Origin of the sequence: Rhodobacter aestuarii, from assembly GCF_900156655.1 — a bacterium.
GTDB classification, from domain to species: Bacteria; Pseudomonadota; Alphaproteobacteria; order Rhodobacterales; family Rhodobacteraceae; genus Rhodobacter; species Rhodobacter aestuarii.
In genome coordinates, this window is sequence record NZ_FTOG01000007.1 from 166673 (window position 1) to 185375 (window position 18703).

The 18703-nt window shown below is 61.1% G+C and carries 15 protein-coding genes; 11 read left to right on the plus strand and 4 right to left on the minus strand.

The window, feature by feature from the left end; translation table 11 throughout:
* Positions 1-21 precede the first annotated feature (21 nt).
* The 3 genes from BW967_RS11455 to murJ are packed head-to-tail and all read left to right on the plus strand — an operon-like array spanning position 22 to position 5555.
* Positions 22-1197 (plus strand): penicillin-binding protein activator, encoded by a 1176-nt coding sequence (locus BW967_RS11455; RefSeq protein ID WP_076485203.1) that lies wholly within the window; start codon positions 22-24, stop codon positions 1195-1197.
* A 54-nt stretch (positions 1198-1251) separates the two neighbouring features.
* On the plus strand, positions 1252-4017 hold the full coding sequence (locus BW967_RS11460) for a [protein-PII] uridylyltransferase (RefSeq protein WP_076485204.1): 2766 nt from the start codon (positions 1252-1254) through the stop codon (positions 4015-4017).
* On the plus strand, positions 4014-5555 hold the full coding sequence (gene murJ / locus BW967_RS11465; RefSeq protein ID WP_076485205.1) for a murein biosynthesis integral membrane protein MurJ: 1542 nt from the start codon (positions 4014-4016) through the stop codon (positions 5553-5555). The genes BW967_RS11460 and murJ overlap by 4 nt, the downstream gene beginning before the upstream one ends.
* 15 nt (positions 5556-5570) lie before the next feature.
* Here murJ and BW967_RS11470 read toward each other — a convergent pair whose 3' ends face one another.
* Positions 5571-6254, minus strand: coding sequence for a rhomboid family intramembrane serine protease (locus BW967_RS11470; protein ID WP_076485206.1), 684 nt, complete (start codon positions 6252-6254; stop codon positions 5571-5573).
* 86 nt (positions 6255-6340) lie between these two features.
* On the opposite strand from BW967_RS11470, the gene trpS reads away from it, so the two are divergent.
* Positions 6341-7393 carry a tryptophan--tRNA ligase gene (gene trpS / locus BW967_RS11475; protein WP_076485207.1) on the plus strand — a complete coding sequence of 351 codons (1053 nt, stop codon included), beginning with the start codon at positions 6341-6343 and terminating at the stop codon, positions 7391-7393.
* A gap of 73 nt (positions 7394-7466) precedes the next feature.
* On the opposite strand, the gene BW967_RS11480 is transcribed toward trpS, so the two are convergent.
* From BW967_RS11480 to BW967_RS11490, 3 genes are read right to left on the minus strand one after another with little or no spacing between them, the layout of a single operon-like run.
* Complete coding sequence (locus BW967_RS11480) at positions 7467-8777, minus strand: MATE family efflux transporter (RefSeq protein ID WP_076485208.1); 1311 nt, start codon at positions 8775-8777, stop codon at positions 7467-7469.
* Complete coding sequence (locus tag BW967_RS11485; protein WP_076485209.1) at positions 8770-9282, minus strand: PaaI family thioesterase; 513 nt, start codon at positions 9280-9282, stop codon at positions 8770-8772. The genes BW967_RS11480 and BW967_RS11485 overlap by 8 nt, the downstream gene beginning before the upstream one ends.
* Positions 9279-9716, minus strand: a complete 438-nt coding sequence (locus BW967_RS11490) for a PaaI family thioesterase (RefSeq protein WP_076485210.1) — start codon at positions 9714-9716, stop codon at positions 9279-9281. The genes BW967_RS11485 and BW967_RS11490 overlap by 4 nt, the downstream gene beginning before the upstream one ends.
* 130 nt (positions 9717-9846) lie before the next feature.
* Here BW967_RS11490 and BW967_RS11495 point away from each other — a divergent pair, with 130 nt between their 5' ends.
* From BW967_RS11495 to BW967_RS11525, 7 genes are all read left to right on the plus strand, one after another.
* Positions 9847-10215: a MerR family transcriptional regulator gene (locus tag BW967_RS11495; RefSeq protein WP_076485211.1), complete on the plus strand. Its 369-nt coding sequence runs from the start codon at positions 9847-9849 to the stop codon at positions 10213-10215.
* A 229-nt stretch (positions 10216-10444) separates the two neighbouring features.
* On the plus strand, positions 10445-10828 hold the full coding sequence (locus BW967_RS11500) for a MerR family transcriptional regulator (RefSeq protein WP_170952538.1): 384 nt from the start codon (positions 10445-10447) through the stop codon (positions 10826-10828).
* A 33-nt stretch (positions 10829-10861) separates the two neighbouring features.
* Complete coding sequence (locus BW967_RS11505; protein WP_076485212.1) at positions 10862-12637, plus strand: acyl-CoA dehydrogenase C-terminal domain-containing protein; 1776 nt, start codon at positions 10862-10864, stop codon at positions 12635-12637.
* 144 nt (positions 12638-12781) lie between these two features.
* Entirely contained in the window at positions 12782-12994 is a 213-nt protein-coding gene (locus BW967_RS11510; RefSeq protein WP_076485213.1) for a hypothetical protein, read from the plus strand.
* Positions 12995-13181: 187 nt separating this feature from the next.
* On the plus strand, positions 13182-14393 hold the full coding sequence (locus tag BW967_RS11515; RefSeq protein WP_076485214.1) for an acetyl-CoA C-acetyltransferase: 1212 nt from the start codon (positions 13182-13184) through the stop codon (positions 14391-14393).
* A gap of 11 nt (positions 14394-14404) precedes the next feature.
* Positions 14405-16591, plus strand: coding sequence for a 3-hydroxyacyl-CoA dehydrogenase NAD-binding domain-containing protein (locus tag BW967_RS11520; protein ID WP_076485215.1), 2187 nt, complete (start codon positions 14405-14407; stop codon positions 16589-16591).
* A 93-nt stretch (positions 16592-16684) separates the two neighbouring features.
* Positions 16685-18703 (plus strand): M3 family metallopeptidase, encoded by a 2019-nt coding sequence (locus BW967_RS11525; protein WP_076485216.1) that lies wholly within the window; start codon positions 16685-16687, stop codon positions 18701-18703.

Sequence of the window (18703 nt, forward strand, 5' to 3'; positions counted from 1 at the left end):
GCCGATCCGGAGGCCCATTTCATGTTCGCTACTTTGCGCATCTCCCGCAACCCCCTGTTGCGGCTGTTCATTCTGTTCTCAGCTTTGTGGCTGGCAGCTTGCGAACCGATTCCCGGTGGCGGTGCTGGTCCGAGCCTTGGCGCGGGCGAAGCCGTGCCCGTGGCGCTTCTTGTCCCCTCGGGCTCGGGGGAGACGAATGACGAATTCTTGGCAACGTCGCTGCGCCAAGCAGCGGAATTGGCGATTTCTGACCTCAATGGCGTGAAGATAGACCTGCGCATCTACAACACTGGCGCACAGCCCGCGCAGGCCGCTGCGATGGCGACAAAAGCCGTGGATGAGGGGGCAAAGATCATTCTTGGCCCGGTTTATTCCGGCTCTGCCAATGCGGCAGCTGTCGCGGTGGCGGATCGTGGTGTGAGCGTTCTGGCCTTTTCCAACAACACCGATATCGCGGGCGGCAACCTCTTTGTCTTGGGGCCGACTTTCCCCAATACCGCGAACCGGATGGCGTCCTTCGCCGTGTCGCAAGGCAAGCGCCGGATTTTGGTTGTGAGCGAGCAGACGCTTGCGGGCCAAGTGGGCGCCAGTGCGATCAAAACCGCCGTTGGGCGCTTTGGTGGCTCGGTCGCGGGTGAGGTGAGCTTCCCCTATTCGCAAACCGATGTGGTCAATGCCGTGCCGCAAATCGCCAGCCGTGTGAAAGCGGGTGGGGTGGATGCGCTCTTTATCACCTCCGACGCGGGCGGTGCGCTGCCGCTTTTGGCGCAGATGTTGCCCGAGCAGGGCGTGAACCCCGCCGTCACCAAATTTATCGGCCTGACCCGGTGGGACACGCCGCCTGCCGCAATGGCGCTGCCGGGGCTGCAAGGGGGGTGGTTCGCATTGCCTGATCCGAACCTGAATGAGCGGTTCAGCGCGCGCTATCAAACGGCCTATGGCTCCGCGCCGCATCCGATCGCCGGGCTTGCCTATGATGGGATCGCGGCGATTGGTGCGTTGGTGAAATCGCGCAATCCCGACCCGCTGGGCCGTGCCGCGCTGACCCAACCCTCGGGCTTTGTTGGCGTGAATGGTATCTTCCGTCTGCGCCCCGATGGCACCAATGAACGCGGCCTTGCTGTGGCTGAAATTCGTGACGGGCGGGTGGTCGTGATTGATGCGGCGCCGCGCTCTTTCGGCGGGTTCGGCTTCTAAGCCGACCGCCCAACCCAACCCGTGCCGCGAGGCCAATAGGGACATGAGGCTCACGTGAGTGACACTAAACTGATCGCCCCGGCAGATGCCGGGGCGCCCTTGCTTTTCGATACCCCCGCACTTTTGACTGCGCTCGATGCGCGGCTGACGGCAACGGATGCAAAAGGTCTGCGGGCAGAAACGGTGAAGTTCCTCTCCGAACAGCGAGAGATGGCGCTGCCGCAGATCGTGGCGGATTTCGAGACCCATCCTCGCAGCGCCGAAGCCACGGTGCAGGCCTATGCCAATATGACCGATGGGCTGGTGTGCGCGGTTTTCCACGTTGCGACCACGCGGCTGCATCCGGTACAGCCGCGCACCGCGGCGGAGAATATCTCGGTGCTGGCTGTGGGCGGTTATGGCCGTGCCGAGATGGCACCGTTTTCTGACGTCGATCTCTTGTTCCTGACGCCCTACAAGATCACCGCTTGGGCCGAGAGTGTGATCGAAAGCATGCTCTACATGCTGTGGGATCTGAAGCTGAAGGTCGGCCATTCCTCCCGCACGGTGGATGATTGCCTGCGCCTTGGCCGTGAAGATATCACGATCCGCACCGCGCTTTTGGAAAACCGCCCGATCTGTGGCGATGCGCCTTTGGCCGAAAAGCTCGACCAGACCCTGCGCAACGACCTTTTCAAATCCACCGGGCCGGAGTTCATTGAGGCGAAGCTTGCCGAACGGGCCGAGCGGCACCGCCGCCAAGGCGGGCAACGCTATGTGCTTGAGCCGAACGTGAAAGAGGGCAAGGGCGGGTTGCGCGACCTGCAAACGCTTTACTGGATCGCCAAATATATCCACGGCGTGAATGATACCGCCGATCTTGTGGGCTTGGGGGTGTTCACCGTCGAGGAATTTCGGGCTTTCCAACAGGCCGAAGACTTCCTTTGGGCGGTGCGCTGTCATTTGCATCTGATCGCCAACCGCGCCTCGGATCAGCTTTCTTTCGATGCGCAAGTGGAGGTGGCAAGGCGCATGGGGTTCAGCGACATGGCGGGCCGCCGTGGGGTTGAGGTCTTCATGCAGCATTACTTCCGCCATGCCACGCAGGTGGGGGAGGTCACGCGGATCTTTTTGACGGTGCTGGAACAACAGCACGCCAAGCCCGCCCCGGTGCTCAAGCGGCTGTTCCGTCGCCGTCGCCCGCTGATGGCGCCTTTCATTGACGACATCGGCCGGATCAATATTTCGGACCGCGATGCTTTTCTGTCGGACCCGCTCAATTTCCTGCGGATCTTTGAAGAGGCTTTGCGCACGGGGATGTTGATTCACCCTGATGCGATGCGGCTGATTTCGGCCAACCTGCGCCGCATCGACGACAAAATGCGCGAAGACAAGGAAGCCGCGCGGATCTTTCTTGATCTGCTTTTGAAGCACGGCAACCCGGAACGTGCTCTGCGGCGGATGAATGAAATGGGCGTTTTGGCCGCCTTCATCCCCGAGTTTGAACCGATTGTGGCGATGATGCAGTTCAACATGTATCACAGCTACACGGTGGACGAGCACACGATTCAGGTGATTTCGACGCTCGCGCAGATCGAGCGCAGTGAGTTGACCGAAGATCTGCCGCTCTCGTCGCATATCTTGGACGAGGGGGTGAACCGCCGCGTGCTGTATGTGGCGCTGCTTTTGCATGACATCGGCAAAGGACGGCCCGAGGATCATTCGATCCTTGGGGCGAAAATCTCGCGCAAAGTGGCTCCGCGCTTGGGGCTGAATGCGGAAGATTGCGAAACCGTGGAATGGCTTATCCGCAACCACCTGCTGATGTCCGATGTGGCGCAAAAACGCGACCTGAGCGACCCGCGCACGATCCGCGAATTCGCCAAACAGGTGAAAAACCGCAAGCGGCTCGATCTGCTCACGGTGCTGACGGTTTGCGACATTCGCGGCGTTGGTCCGAATGTGTGGAACAACTGGAAAGCCTCGCTTCTACGGCGGTTGCATTCGGAAACCGCGCGCGCGCTGGAACATGGGCTTGAGGCGGTGAACCGTGCGCAACGCTCGGATGCCGCCAAGAAGGCCTTGCGCGAAGCGCTTGCGGATTGGGATGCCAAAGATCTGCGGGCGGAGCTTGCCCGCCATTATGACCCGTACTGGCAGGGCCTCACCACCGGCACCCATGCCGATTTGGCCAAGCTTTTGCGCGGTTTGGGCGATGACGAAATTCGCATCGACCTGCACCCAGACCCGGATCACGACGCTACGCGTGCCTCTTTCGCGCTGGGCGATCACCCGGGTATCTTCTCGCGGCTTGCGGGGGCGCTGGCGCTGGTGGGCGCAAACGTCGTGGACGCGCGCACCTATACCTCGAAAGACGGCTATGCCACGGCGGTCTTTTGGATACAGGATGCCGAGGGTCACCCCTATGAGGCCTCGCGCCTGCCGCGCCTGCGCAAAATGATCGAGCGCACGCTCAAGGGCGAGGTGGTCGCGCGTGATGCGCTGAAAGACCGCGATAAGCTCAAAAAGCGCGAACGCGAGTTCAAATTCCCGACCCATGTCACCATCGACAACGAAGGCTCGGATATTTACACGATCGTCGAGGTGGATACCCGCGACCGGCCCGGCCTGCTTTATGATCTGACGCGGGCCTTGGCGGCTTCGAACATCTATATCGCCTCTGCGGTGATCGCGACCTATGGCGCGCAGGTGGTCGACACCTTCTATGTCAAGGACATGTTCGGGCTGAAGCTGCATTCCAAATCGCGCCAAGAGGCGCTGGAAAAACGCCTGCGTGAGGCGATCACGCGTGGGGCCGAAAGGGCGGCAGAACAATCATGACACCGATCCGTTTGGTGCGCGGCTTTTTTACGGTGGGCGGCTGGACGATGGCGAGCCGCATCCTTGGCTTCGTGCGCGACGCCTGGATTGCCGCTGTTTTGGGGACCGGGCCTGCCGCGCAGGCCTTCATCGTGGCGTTTTCGCTGCCCAATATGTTTCGTCGCTTCTTTGCAGAAGGCGCGTTCAACACCGCCTTCGTGCCAATGTTTTCCAAAAAGCTGGAAAGCGGCGCCGGGGCGGAGGAGTTTGCGCGCGAGGCAATGGCGGGATTGGCGACGGTCGTGCTGGCCCTGACGCTCGTGGCGCAACTGTTCATGCCCGGTCTTGTCTATCTTATGGCCTCTGGGTTTGAGGGCGAGAAGTTCGATCTGACCGTCGGCTTCTCGCGGATCGCCTTCCCCTATATTTTCTTCATCTCGCTTGCTGCGCTTGCCTCGGGTGTTCTCAATGCCTCCGGGCGTTTTGCGGCGGCGGCGGCGGCGCCGGTGCTTTTGAACCTTACGTTTGTCGCGGCGCTTTGGGCGGTACCGCGGTTTGGGCTCGATCCGGGGCTAGCCATCACGTGGGCGGTTCCTGTGGCTGGGGTGGCGCAGCTTGCGCTCGTTTGGGAGGCGGCGCGGCGCGCGGGTATCCGCCTGATCCCACGCTTGCCGCGGCTTTCGCCCGATATGAAGCGGCTTGCTGCGGTGGCTGCGCCGGCCATGCTTGCGGGCGGGGTGGTGCAGATCAACCTGCTCGTCGGGCGGCAGGTCTCCAGCTATTTCGACGATGCGGTGGCGTGGCTTTATAACGCTGACCGGCTTTATCAATTGCCGCTTGGCGTGGTGGCGATTGCGATTGGTGTGGTGCTGTTGCCGGACCTGTCGCGCCGCTTGCAAAACGGCGATGCCGCAGGCGCGCGGCATAGTTTTAACCGCGCGACCGAGTTTTGCCTTGCCCTCACGCTGCCCGCCGCCGTTGCGCTGGTCGTGATCGCCGAGCCGTTGACGACGGTCTTGTTTGAGCGCGGCCGCTTTGGCCCGGAAGACACGGTGGCGACAGCGTTGGCCGTCGCGGTATATGGCGTGGGGCTGCCCGCTTTCGTGCTGCAAAAGGTGCTGCAACCCTTGTTCTTTGCCCGCGAAGATACCCGCAGCCCGTTCCATTACGCGCTCGTTGCGATGGTGGTGAATGCGGTGCTCGCGGTGGGGTTGGCGTTTCTTTTGGGCTATATCGCCGCCGCGCTGGCCACCACACTCGCCGCTTGGGTGATGGTGGTGCAGTTGTGGCTTGGTAGCCGCGCGATGGGCGAAAGCGTCACGCTGGATGATGGCTTGCGCAAACGCGCGCCGCGCATTGCCGTGGCCTCTGCCGTGATGGGGCTGTGCCTTTGGCTTGGCGATCTGTTCCTTGACCCCGCGCTGCATATGGCAAGCTGGCGCTACTTGGCGCTTGCCGGGCTGATTGGCATTGGGATTGTAAGCTATTTCGGGTCCGGTGCGGTGATTGGCGCATTCCGGCTGAGCGATTTCAAATCGGCGGTGCGGCGGGGCCGGTAACGGCCCCCGCCAATTTTAGCGTTTGCGCAGCTTGCGCAGCAGGTGCCGCCAGCCGCCGGGCGCGACGATGAAGCTGAGCAAAAATCCCACGCCAAAGCCCGCGAATTGCGCGATCCAATCGGGGCGCGCACCGAAAAGCGCGCCAAAGACCAGTTGCAAACCCGCTAGCATCCCAATCAGCGAAAACGCCCGCATCCGGTTTGGATCACCGGGGCCAAGCTTCATCCACAAAAGCCAGGTAAAGGCGCCAATCAGCCCATAAGCGCCCGGATAGCCGCCGATCAAAAAGCCGCTGGTAAAGGGCATAAGCGCATAGACGAGCCCGCCCAAGATCGAAGCCCCCAGAAAGACCGCGGCAACGGCCCAACCGGCAAACACCTCGCCCACGAATTTGCCAATCGCAAGGGTGAACACCACCACAAAGGCCGCATGCGTCAGGCTTGTGTGCACAAAGGCATAGCTGATCAGCGTCGCGAGCGGGCGCACCGACCAATCTTGCACCGCGATCATGCGCCGGAAGCCCTCTGGGTCGAAGCCCAACTGGCCCAAAATTTCATAGCGCCAGCCAATCGCGCTGGTGCCCATAACGCCCGTATTTGCCAGCGCAAAGATGATCTCAGTGACGATCATCGGCGCGACCAGTATCCAAACCACGGTGGGCAGCGGGTTGACTGGTTTTTCGTTATAGCCGTGATGCATTGTCTCTCCCTTCGGGCGCAACATTGCGCCGCGCGCCCTTTAGCGATAAGCGCTGATGGTCCGTATTTCCAGCCCGGAGCCCTATCATGACTGCCAAAGCCCTAGAAACTCCCGAAGATATCAACGCCAAGTTCACGCCGCGCATTTTTTCCGGCATCCAGCCCTCGGGCAACTTGACGCTGGGCAACTATTTGGGGGCGCTGAAGCGTTTTGCACAAAAGCAAGATGAGGGGATCGAGACGATCTATTGCTTGGTCGATCTGCATGCGATCACGGTGTGGCAAGACCCGGAAGCCTTGAAGCGGCAAACGCGTGAAGCGGCGGCAGGGTTCTTGGCCTCGGGCATCGACCCGTCGCGCTCGATCTTGTTCAACCAAAGCCAAGTGTCGGCCCATGCAGAGCTGGGCTGGGCTCTCAACTGTGTCGCGCGGATGGGCTGGATGAACCGCATGACGCAGTGGAAGGACAAGGCGGGCAAAAATGCCGAGAAGCAGTCGCTTGGCCTGTTTGCTTACCCCTCGCTGATGGCGGCGGACATTCTGGTTTACCACGCGACGATGGTGCCGGTGGGCGAGGACCAAAAGCAGCATGTGGAGCTGACGCGCGACATCGCCGCGAAGTTCAACCATGACTATGGGGTCGATTTCTTCCCCGCGCCGCTGCCGCTGATCGAAGGGGCCGCCACGCGGGTGATGAGCCTGCGCGATGGTTCGAAGAAAATGTCGAAATCGGACCCGTCGGATGCAAGCCGGATTAACCTCACGGATGATGCCGATACGATCGCCAAGAAGTTCCGCAAGGCGGTGACCGATCCCGAGCCGCTGCCGGAAACGGTGGAGGGGCTTGAGGGCCGGGCCGAGGCGCGCAACCTTGTGAACATCTATGCGGCGCTCGCCGATATGACGCCCGCGCAAGTGCTGGGCGAATTCGGCGGGCAGGGCTTTGGGGCCTTCAAACCAGCTTTGGCCGATTTGGCGGTTTCGAAATTGGAGCCGATCAGCACGGAAATGAGCCGCTTGATGAACGACCCTGCCGAGATCGACCGGATCTTGGGCGAAGGCGCGGCGAAGGCCGATGAGATTGCGCAGCCGATCTTGGCGAAAACGCTGGAGATCATGGGGATGATCCGCTCGCGCTGAGCCAAAGGCCGTGGGCGCTGCCCCCGGACCCCCGGGACATTTCGACAAAGTCGAAGGTAAGATTTGGCGGCCCCTAGAGCGATCTGGGGGCCGCTTTCAATTCGGCGCGCGGATAAAGCCGCCCCATCGCCACGCCGCGCGTGGCGTTGAGCACCATCAGCGCTGCCCAAAGCCCGTGGTTGCCAAAGGTGGGGACCAGCACGAAAAGCGCGGCAATATAGACCGCGACGGAAAAGATCATCGCATTGCGCATCTCGCGCGTAAGTGTGGCGCCGATGAAGATGCCGTCAAACATCCATGAGGCAATGCCAATCAGCGGTGCCGCGATGAGCCAAGGCAGGAAATCTCGCGCGACCTCGCGCACCATCGGGGCCGTGGTCATGAGGTCAATGATTGGTCCGCCAAAGAGCGTGAACACCACCCCAAGCGCCACTGCGCCCGCGACACCCCATTGCGCCGAAACGATGGCGGCGCGTCGCAGCCGTGCGGGGGCCCGTGCGCCCACGGCTTGGCCGACAAGGCTTTCAGCGGCGAAGGCAAAGCCATCCAGCGCGAAGGCGGTGATTTGCAAAAACTGCAACAGCACCTGATTGGCGGCGAGTTTCACATCCCCTTGCCCCGCGCCAAGGAACAAGAAGGTGGTGAAGCTGCCTTGCAAGATCACCGAACGGATCATGATATCGGTATTGACGCGTGCCATTTGTTTGAGCGGCGCGGCTGAGAAGAGCGCAGCCCGGCTAAGCCCTGCAGCAAAAGTCGTGCGGGTGAGCCACAAAGCCAAGGCCAGCCCGGCGAGTTCTGAGATCAAGGTGGCCCCAGCGACGCCTTGCACGCCCCAGCCAAAGCCCAACACAAACAGCAGATCGAGCCCGACATTCAGCCCGTTCATCGCCACTTGCAACAGCAGCACCGCGCGGGTGCGTTCCAGCGCGATTAGCCAGCCGGTGAAGGCGTAAAGTGCAATGGTGGCGGGGGCGCCCCAGATGCGGATGGCTAGATATTGCCGCGCCAAAGCTTCCACCTCTTCTGAGGCGGGGGCGATCTGGAAGGCAGCCCAGAAAAGGGGCAGTTGCAAGGCGATCAGCCCGAGCCCTGCCGCCCCGGCGATAAGAAGCGCGCGCAACAGCCCGGCGGCGACCTCTTGGGCATCTCCCTCGCCCTTGGCCTGGGCGACAAGCCCGGTGGTGCCCATGCGCAAAAAGCCAAAAATCCAATAGACCGAGGCGAGGATCACCGCGCCAATCCCGACCGCGCCAATAGGTGCCGCCGCCCCCATTTGGCCGACAACGCCGGTATCCACCGCGCCCAGTAGGGGAACGGTGGCGTTGGAGATCACGATCGGGGCAGCGATTTTTAAAACGCGGCGGTGGGTAACCTCAGACATCCGCGCTGCGGTCCGGCATCAGAAAATGCCCTGTGGCTTGGGCAAACAGCTTGGCGCGATTGTCTTGCCACGCCTCCACATGCACGGAGGCATAGCGCCGCCCGGAGCGATTTACCCGCGCGCGGGCATAGGCATCGCGCGGCAGGCCGGAGCGCAGATAATCCACAGTGAAGTCAATGGTTTTGGGCAGGCGCGGCAGTACCGGATCGGGCGCGGTCAGATCAATCCGCCCCGCTTCGATATCTTCCCAAAGCGTGGACCAGCTCAGTTCCATAATCGCGGCCACTTCCATGAACGCCGCTGTCACACCGCCATGCAGCGCGGGCAGCAATGGGTTGCCGATCAGCTTGTTGTCATAGTTCAAAACGGCGGTCAGTTCATCGCCGCGGCGTTCAAACTCAATGCCCAAAAAGCGGATATAGGGCACGCCAGAGACCAGCGCGCGCAAAGCGGCATCGCGGCGTTGTTTGACCACTTGAACGGGTTCGGGTTTCGGGCGGCTCATTGCGCACCCCCTTTCGGGCGTTCGACGGTAAAAGCCCCGGTTGCGGTGGCCACGGGCAGCCCATCTTCTTCATCATGTGCGGTGGCACGCAAAAAGGCGACGGTGCGGGTCATGTGATAGACCTCTGCGCGCGCGGTAATACGCTGGCGGGGCGTCGCGGCGCGCATATAGTCGATCCGCAGATCAATCGTCGCTGTGCCTGCGGGCGTTTCTGGGTGGCTGATCACGGCCGCGCCACAGCAGGTATCCATCAGTGCGGAAACTGCGCCGCCATGAATCACCCCGGTGCGCGGATCGCCGACCAATTCCTCGCGCCACGGCATCGACAGCACGGCTTTGCCGTCGCCAAGGGATTCAAACCGCATTTCCAGCGCCTGCGCATGCGGGATCGCCTCGATGAATTGCCGCGCCAAAGTGAGTTTATCCGCGCTCATGCTGCCCTCCGTTTGGCAAACGATGCCGCGACGGCGCGCCAAGCGCAAGCGGATGGGGAGTTGAAGCAGCCTGTCCCAAGCGTTAGCTTCCGCGCAGACAGTCTGGATCGCCCAGGGGAGGGGGGAGACCATGGCAGATGTGCTAAGCTTTAAGGAGATGTGCGCGCGCTTCGATGTGACGCCGCGCACCTTGCGTTACTACGAATATATCGAGCTGCTTTCGCCGCAAAAGGAGGGGCGGGCGCGGTTTTATGGGCCCCGCGAAGTGGCGCGGATGACGCTGATTTTGCGCGGGCGGCGCTTTGGGTTCAGCCTTGAGGAATTGCGCCAATGGCTGCTGATCTATGATCACCAAGGCACCGAGGCGCAAAACCGCGCTTGGATCGAATTGGCGGATCGCCAGCTAGGCGTGCTGACAGGCCAACTCGACGATCTTCAAGCTGCGATCACCGATTTGCGGCAATTGCGCGACGATGTCGCGGAAACGCTTAAGGATTAGAAAGAGATACGATTGCGTAGGGCGCGGGCGCTTTCGATCGCCCGCCGCGACGGTATGACAATGGATCGTAACGGTTTTTCCATTTTCCTGCTGTTTTCTTCCTGACATTACGTCAACGTCACTGTGACGCGACGTTACGGTGACGCGAACGTCAACTTCAAATGTAATATGGGCTCGGAAAATTCATCCGCCGCCCTACATTACCCTAAGGAAAGCATGGGGCGGCACGATGAGTGACGAACTGATGACGATCCGCGAGATGTGCGACGCCTTTGAGGTGACGCCGCGCACCTTGCGGTTCTACGAGGCGAAAGAGTTGCTGTTTCCGCAACGTGAGGGGCAGAAGCGGCTGTTTACTCGGCGTGACCGGGCGCGGTTGAAGCTGATTTTGCGTGGCAAGCGCTTTGGCTTCAGCCTTGAGGATATTCGCCAGCTTCTGGACCTCTACGACATGGGGGACCAGCAGCGCACGCAATTGGCCGAGACGCTGAAATTGGCGCGTCAACGGCTGGAGGAGATGGAGCGCCAGCGCGACGAACTCGGTCAGGCGATCGACGAGTTGGCGAAGCAGATTGCTTGGGGCGAGGAGAAGCTGGCCAATTCGGCCGAGTGATCCTGTCCCCGGGTCGGGAGAAGGGAGAGGATCATGACGAGTTACACCGCCAATGTGCGCGATATGCAATTCGTGCTGCATGAATTGCTGAAAGTGGCCGAGCAAGATGTGCCGGGCTATGCGGATATGGAGCGCGATTTCACCGAGGCTGTGCTTGATGCTGCGGGCAAGGTCTCGTCTGAGGTGCTGGCCCCGCTGAACGCGGTTGGCGATCACGAGGGCTGCGTGCTGGAAAATGGCGCTGTGCGCACCCCCAAAGGCTTTGATGCTGCCTTTGCCGCGATGAAAGAGGGCGGCTGGACCGCGCTCGATTGCAACCCGGAATATGGCGGGCAGGGCATGCCCTATGTGCTCAACTGCGCGGTGGGGGAGATGTTTGTGTCTTCCAACATGGCGTTCAACATGTATCAGGGGCTGACGCATGGCGCGGTCTCGGCGATTGAGGCGCATGGGACCGAAGAACAGAAAGCGACCTTCCTGCCGAAGATGATCGCTTGCGACTGGACCGGGACCATGAACCTGACCGAGCCGCATTGCGGCACCGATCTGGGGCTTTTACGCACCAAGGCCGAGCCGCAGGAAGATGGCAGCTACAGCATCACCGGCACCAAGATTTTCATCTCGGCGGGCGAGCACGATCTGGCCGAGAATATCATCCACCTTGTGCTGGCCAAAGCGCCGGGCGGGGGCGAGGGCACGAAGGGGATTTCGCTTTTCATCGTGCCGAAATTCCTTGTGAACGCGGATGGCAGCTTGGGCGCGCGCAATGCAGTGAGCGCGGGCAAGGTGGAGCATAAAATGGGCATCCACGGCTCTGCCACCTGCGTGATGAACTACGATGGCGCGACGGGCTACCTGTTGGGCGATCTGCACAAAGGCATGCGCGCGATGTTCACGATGATGAACGAAGCCCGGCTGGGCGTGGGCTTGCAAGGCTATGCGGTGGCCGAGGCGGCCTATCAAAATGCGGTCGCTTACGCCAAAGACCGGCTTCAAGGCCGCGCTGTGACCGGGGCGGAAAATCCGGGGGGCGCTGCCGATCCGCTGATTGTGCACCCCGATATTCGTCGCAGCTTGATGGATCAAAAAAGTTTCCTCGAAGGGGCACGGGCCTTCACCTATTGGGGGGCGACGCTGATCGACCGCGCGCATCTGATGCAAGATCACGAGGCCGAGGGGCTGATTTCGCTGATGACCCCGGTGATCAAAGGGTTCCTGACCGACAAAGGCTTTGAAGCCTGCGTGCAGGCCCAGCAGGTCTGGGGCGGGCATGGCTATATTGAAGAACAGGGCATGAGCCAGTTCACCCGCGATGCGCGGATCACGATGATCTATGAAGGCGCAAACGGGGTGCAGGCGCTTGACCTTGTGGGCCGCAAGCTCGCCGCCGATGGGGGCAAGCCCTTGATGGCGTTCTTTGAAATGGTGAAGGCCGAATGCAAAGCGCATGAGGGTGATGCGCGGATGACACCCTTCACCGAGGCGCTGAAGGTGGCTTCAAAGCAGCTGCAAACGGCGGGGATGTTCTTCATGCAAAACGGCATGAAAAACCCCAATGCGGCGCTCTCTGGCAGCTATGACTTCATGCATATGATGGGGCATGTCTGCCTTGGGCTCATGTGGACCCGGATGGCCAAGGCCGCCTATACCGCACTTGATGGTGGCGCGACGGATACCGCGTTTTACGAGGGCAAGATTGCCACCGGGCGCTATTACATGGCGCGGCAATTGCCGGCTTGTTCCATGCATTTGACGCGGATCGAAAGCGGGGCCGACCCGGTGATGGCGCTCTCGGCGGATCAGTTCTAAGATCCCGGAAGTTCGGAAAAGGGGGCCGCTCTGGCCCCCTTTTTGTTGCGCTCCGGTTCTTGTTTCGCGACTTGATGGTATTGGGTTTTCTCTGGCCTTCGGCGCGCCGCCCCCTTACCTTTGACGCAAAGCAAGGACCGCCCAATGCCCAAACGCCTGCGCCTGACGCGCCGCTTTCCGGTGGCGATGACCAATGACGCCTATCGCAGCCTGCACCGCTTTGCGGCGGAGGCCGAGATCACGCCCGACGAGGCGCTTTGCTTCTTGTTTGAGCATTTCAATTCGGTCACCAATGCCGAAAACCTGACCGCGCGGCTGCGGCTCTTTAAGGCCGAATTGCCGGATCGAAAGGCGTAAGCGCCCCTTTTTGCTTGGCATCTGTCCGCGAAGCCCCATCATCTGCCTTGCCTGCTGCGTGACGTTGCGCCACGAGGCTTGCTTGCCCCTTACGCGCACGTCAATTCGTTGCAATATGGTGGGGATCAAGCGGCGCGCGTGACGTGCCCTGACAGGATACCGGCCCGACCGGGTCAGAGGAGGAGCAATGACCGAAGCCTATATCTATGACGCCTGCCGCACCCCGCGGGGCAAAGGCCGCCGCGATGGCAGCTTGCACGAGGTGACCTCGCTCGCGCTGTCGGCGCGGCTTCTGAATGCGGTGAAGGAACGCAATGGTCTGTCGGGCCATGCGGTTGAAGATGTGATTTGGGGCAATGTCACGCAGGTGGGCGAGCAGGGCGGCTGCTTGGCGCGCTCTGCGGTGCTGATGTCTGGCTTGGATGAAGCGATCCCGGGGCTCTCGATCAACCGGTTTTGCGCCTCTGGCATGGAGGCGGTGAACTTGGCCGCGAACCAAGTGAAGGGTGGGGCGGGCCAAGCCTATATCGCGGGCGGTGTTGAGATGATGGGCCGCGTCGCGATGGGCTCGGACGGGGCTGCGATTGCCGTGGACCCGGCGCTTGCGCTGAAAACCTATTTTGTGCCGCAGGGCATTTCGGCCGATCTGATCGCCACCGAATACGGTTTTAGCCGCGAAGACGCGGATGCTTTGGCGGTGGAAAGTCAGCGCCGCGCGGCGGAAGCTTGGGCCGAAAACCGCTTTGGCAAATCCATCGTTCCGGTGCTGGATCAAAACGGGCTGACGATCTTGGGCCATGATGAATTCATGCGGCCCGGCACGACGATGGAAGACCTCGGCAAGCTCAAGGCCAGCTTCAAAGATATGGGCGAGGTGATGCCCGGCTTTGATAAGGTCGCGCTGCTCAAATACCCGCATCTGGAAAAGATTGAACACATCCACCATGCGGGGAACTCCTCGGGGATTGTGGATGGCGCTGCGGCGGTGCTGGTGGGCTCCAAAGAGTTTGGCATTGCGCATGGGCTCAAGCCCCGCGCGCGCATTCGCGCCACCGCGAAAATTGGCACCGACCCCACCATCATGCTGACCGGCCCGGTGCCGGTGACCGAAAAGATCCTGCGCGACAGCGGGATGGCGATTGGTGACATCGACCTGTTTGAGGTGAACGAGGCCTTCGCCGCAGTGGTGCTGCGCTTCATGCAGGCGTTCAACGTCAGCCCCGATAAGGTCAACGTCAACGGCGGCGCGATGGCGATGGGCCACCCGCTGGGCGCGACCGGCGCGATTATCATCGGCACGCTGCTCGATGAACTGGAGCGGCGCGATCTATCGACCGGCCTTGCCACGCTTTGCATCGCATCCGGCATGGGTGCAGCCACCATCATCGAACGGGTCTGAGGGAGGAAACCATGACCGATTTCACCTATGACCTTGGCGCCGATGGCGTGGCGACCATCACTTGGGATGTGGTCGCCAAGTCGATGAATGTGATGAGCACGGAAGGTTTGATCCTGCTTGATCAGTTGATTGATCAAGCCTTGGCGGATGAAGCTTGCAAGGGCGTGATCATCACCTCGGCCAAGAAAGATTTCGCGGGCGGAATGGATCTCAACGTCATCGCGCAAATGCGCGCGGGTGGCGCGCAGGCGATGTTCGACGGCGTGATGCAATTGCATGGTGTGCTGCGCAAGATCGAACGTGCGGGGATGGACCCGAAAACGCTCAAAGGTGGCAAGCCGATTGTGACGGTGCTGCCGGGCACGGCGCTGGGCATTGGGTTGGAACTGCCGCTCGCCACGCATCGAATCTTTGCGGCGGATAATCCGAAGGCCAAGATTGGCCTGCCCGAGATTATGGTGGGCATCTTCCCCGGCGGTGGCGGCACCACGCGGTTGGTGCGCAAAATGGGGGCAATGGCCGCCGCGCCCTTCTTGCTGGAAGGCAAGCTTTCCAACCCGAAAGCGGCGAAAGCGGCCGGGCTGATTGACGAGGTCTGCGAAGACCCGATGGCCGCCGCGCGAGACTGGGTTTTGAGCGCGAAAGACGGCGATCTGGTCAAACCGTGGGATGCCAAGGGGTATAAAATGCCCGGCGGCGCGCCCTATCACCCGGCGGGGTTCATGACCTTCTTGGGCGCCTCAGCGATGGTGCATGGCAAGACGATGGGGGTTTACCCCGCTGCCAAGGCGCTTTTGTCGGCTGTCTATGAAGGGGCGCTTGTGCCCTTTGATACCGCGCTCAAGATCGAGGCGCGTTGGTTCACCAATCTGCTGTTGAACCCGTCGTCTTCGGCGATGATCCGCTCGCTTTTCATCAACAAAGAAGCGCTCGAAAAAGGCGCGAACCGCCCGCAGGTCGAGGATCAATCGGTCAATAAAGTCGGCATTTTGGGCGCGGGCATGATGGGCGCGGGGATCGCCTATGTCTCTGCCAATGCGGGCATTGAAGTGGTACTGATCGACGCCAGCCAAGAGGCCGCGGATCGTGGCAAAAGCTATTCGACCGGCATCCTCGACAAGGGCATCCAACGCAAGAAGGTGACGGAAGAGAAGAAGGCCGAGGTGCTGGCTCGCATCACCGCCACCACCGATTATGCCGCGCTTGAAGGCTGCGATCTGATCGTCGAAGCGGTGTTTGAAGATCCGGGCGTGAAGGCCGAAGTCACCGCCAAAGCGGAAGCCGTGATCCCCGAAACGGCGATCTTTGCGACCAATACCTCCACCTTGCCGATCTCACACCTTGCGAAAGCCTCCAAACGCCCTGAGCAATTCATCGGCATCCACTTCTTCTCGCCCGTCGATAAGATGCTCTTGGTCGAGATCATCAAGGGCGCGCAAACGGGTGATGTCGCTGTGGCGAAGGCGCTCGATTTCGTCCGCGCCATTCGCAAAACGCCGATCGTTGTGAATGACGCGCGCTTCTTCTACGCCAACCGCTGCATCATCCCCTATATCAATGAGGGCATCCGAATGGTGGCCGAGGGGGTGAACCCGGTGTTGGTGGAAAACGCCGCGAAGCTGGTGGGGATGCCGCTCGGCCCGCTGCAATTGGTCGATGAAACCTCGATTGATTTGGGTGTGAAAATCGCCAAAGCCACCAAAGCGGCGATGGGCGATGCCTATCCCGATGGCGCGGTGGATGAGGTGGTGTTCTGGATGGCCGATCAGGGCCGCTTGGGCAAAAAGGCCGATGCGGGTTTTTACAGCTACGCGGGTGGTAAGCGCGCGGGGCTGTGGGCAGGCTTGGCCGATCAATACCCCCGTGCCGAGGAGCAGCCCGAATTGACCGAGGTGCAGCACCGTTTGCTGATGGCGCAGGTGCTCGAAGCCGTGCGGGCCTTTGAACAAGGCGTGCTGACCGATATTCGCGAAGGCGATGTCGGCGCGATCTTGGGCTGGGGGTTCGCGCCGTGGTCGGGCGGGCCGTTTGCCTGGCTTGATATCATTGGCGCGCCCCGCGCGGTGGAAATCTGCGAGGCGCTTGAAGCAGCCTATGGCCCGCGCTTCAATGCGCCCGCGCTTTTGCGCGACATTGTCGAGAAGGGTGACAGTTTCTATGCGCGCTTCGGTGGCGGGCAGGCGGCGGCAGCGGCCTAACCTTTTGAAACGGCTGAAAGGGGCGGTGCTGCGGGCGCCGCCCCTTTTCCTTTGCGCCCCCGCAGCCTAGCTTGTGGGCAAAGGAGACCTCTCATGACCAATCCGCTTTTGGCGCCGGGCAAAGGCCCTTTCGCGCTGCCTGATTTCGCCAATATCACCGATGATGATTTTGCCCCCGCCTTTGAGGCGGCGCTTTCCGAGGCGCGTGTGAATATCGCCGCGATTGCCGAAAACCCTGATGCACCCAGCTTTGCCAACACCATCGATGCGATGGAACTGGCCGAGGCGACGCTAGACCGGGTCGCGGGCGTTTTTTACAACCTCTCGGGCGCGGATAGCACGCCTGCGCGCGAGGCATTGATGCGCGATCTGGCGCCAAAGATGGCGGCCTTCGCTTCTGAGGTCACGATGAACCGGCCGCTGTTTGCGCGGATCGAGGCGCTTTGGAACGCGCGCGAAACGCTGGAGCTAACAAGCGAGCAGGCACGTGTGTTGGAGCTTTACTACAAGATGTTCATCCGCTCTGGTGCGGCGCTGGAAGGGGCCGAGGCCGAGCGGATGACCGCGATTAAAGCGCGGTTGGCGGTGCTGTCGACCCAGTTTTCGCAAAACCTTCTGGCGGATGAGCGGGATTGGTTCCGCACCTTGGCTGAAGACGAGTTGGAAGGTCTGCCAGACTTCGTGGTTGAGGCAGCAAAAGCGGCGGGCGCGGAACGCGGCCAATCTGGCCCGGTGCTGACGCTGTCACGCTCGCTCATCGTGCCGTTTTTGCAATTCTCGCCACGCCGCGATTTGCGCGAGATCGCTTATGAGGCTTGGACTGCTCGGGGCGCGAATGGCGGTGAAACCGATAACCGCGCGATTGCGGCCGAAATTCTGGCGCTGCGCGAGGAGCGCGCGAAGCTTTTGGGGTACGAGAGTTTCGCGGCCTATAAGCTGGAACCTGAAATGGCGAAGGAACCAGCCCAAGTGCGCGAGTTGTTGATGCGCGTTTGGGAGCCCGCCAAGGCGGCGGCAGAGGCCGATGCCACCAAACTGACCGAGATGCTGCAAGAAGATGGTCTCAACGGCGATCTGGAGGCATGGGATTGGCGTTATTATTCCGAAAAGCGCCGGGTGGCCGAGCATGATTTTGATGAAGCGGCGCTGAAGCCTTACCTCTCGCTTGAGGCGATGCTGAACGCGGTGTTTGACACTGCCAACCGGCTGTTCGGGCTTGAATTCAAACCGCTCGACGGCCCCTTCTACCACCCTGATGTGCGCGGTTGGGAGGTCACGCGCGGCGGCAAACATATCGCGGTCTTCTTGGGGGATTACTTCGCCCGCGCTTCCAAACGCTCCGGCGCGTGGTGTTCGGCGATGCGCTCACAATCCAAGCTTGGGGGCGAGACGCGGCCCATCGTGGTCAATGTGTGCAACTTTGCCAAAGGGGACCCTTGCCTTTTGAGCTATGATGATGCGCGGACGCTTTTCCATGAATTTGGCCATGCCCTGCATCAGATGCTGTCGGATGTGACCTATCAATTCGTCTCTGGTACGTCTGTCGCGCGCGATTTCGTGGAACTGCCAAGCCAGCTTTATGAACATTGGATGGAAGTGCCCGAAGTGCTGCAAAAGCATGCGCGCCATTGGCAAACTGGCGCGGCGATGCCCGAAGCTTTGTTGCAAAAGCTGCTTGCCGCCAGCACCTATGATCAAGGATTTGCGACGGTGGAATTCATCGCCTCGGCGTTGGTGGACCTTGCCTTCCATGAAGGCGCAGCCCCCAAAGACCCGATGGCGAAGCAGGCGGAGGTTCTGGCCGAGATTGGCCTGCCCAAGGCCATTCGGATGCGCCACGCCACCCCGCATTTTGGGCACGTCTTCTCAGGCGACGGCTATTCCTCGGGCTACTACAGCTACATGTGGTCAGAGGTGATGGATGCTGACGCTTTTGCCGCGTTTGAAGAAGCGGGCAGCCCGTTTGATGAAGCCACGGCGAAGCGGCTGGAAGAGTGCATTCTTTCCGTTGGCGGCTCTGTGCCCGCCGATGCGGCTTGGATGGCGTTTCGCGGCAAAAAGCCCGGCGTTGAGCCGCTACTGAAGGGGCGCGGGCTTTTGGATGTCGCCTAA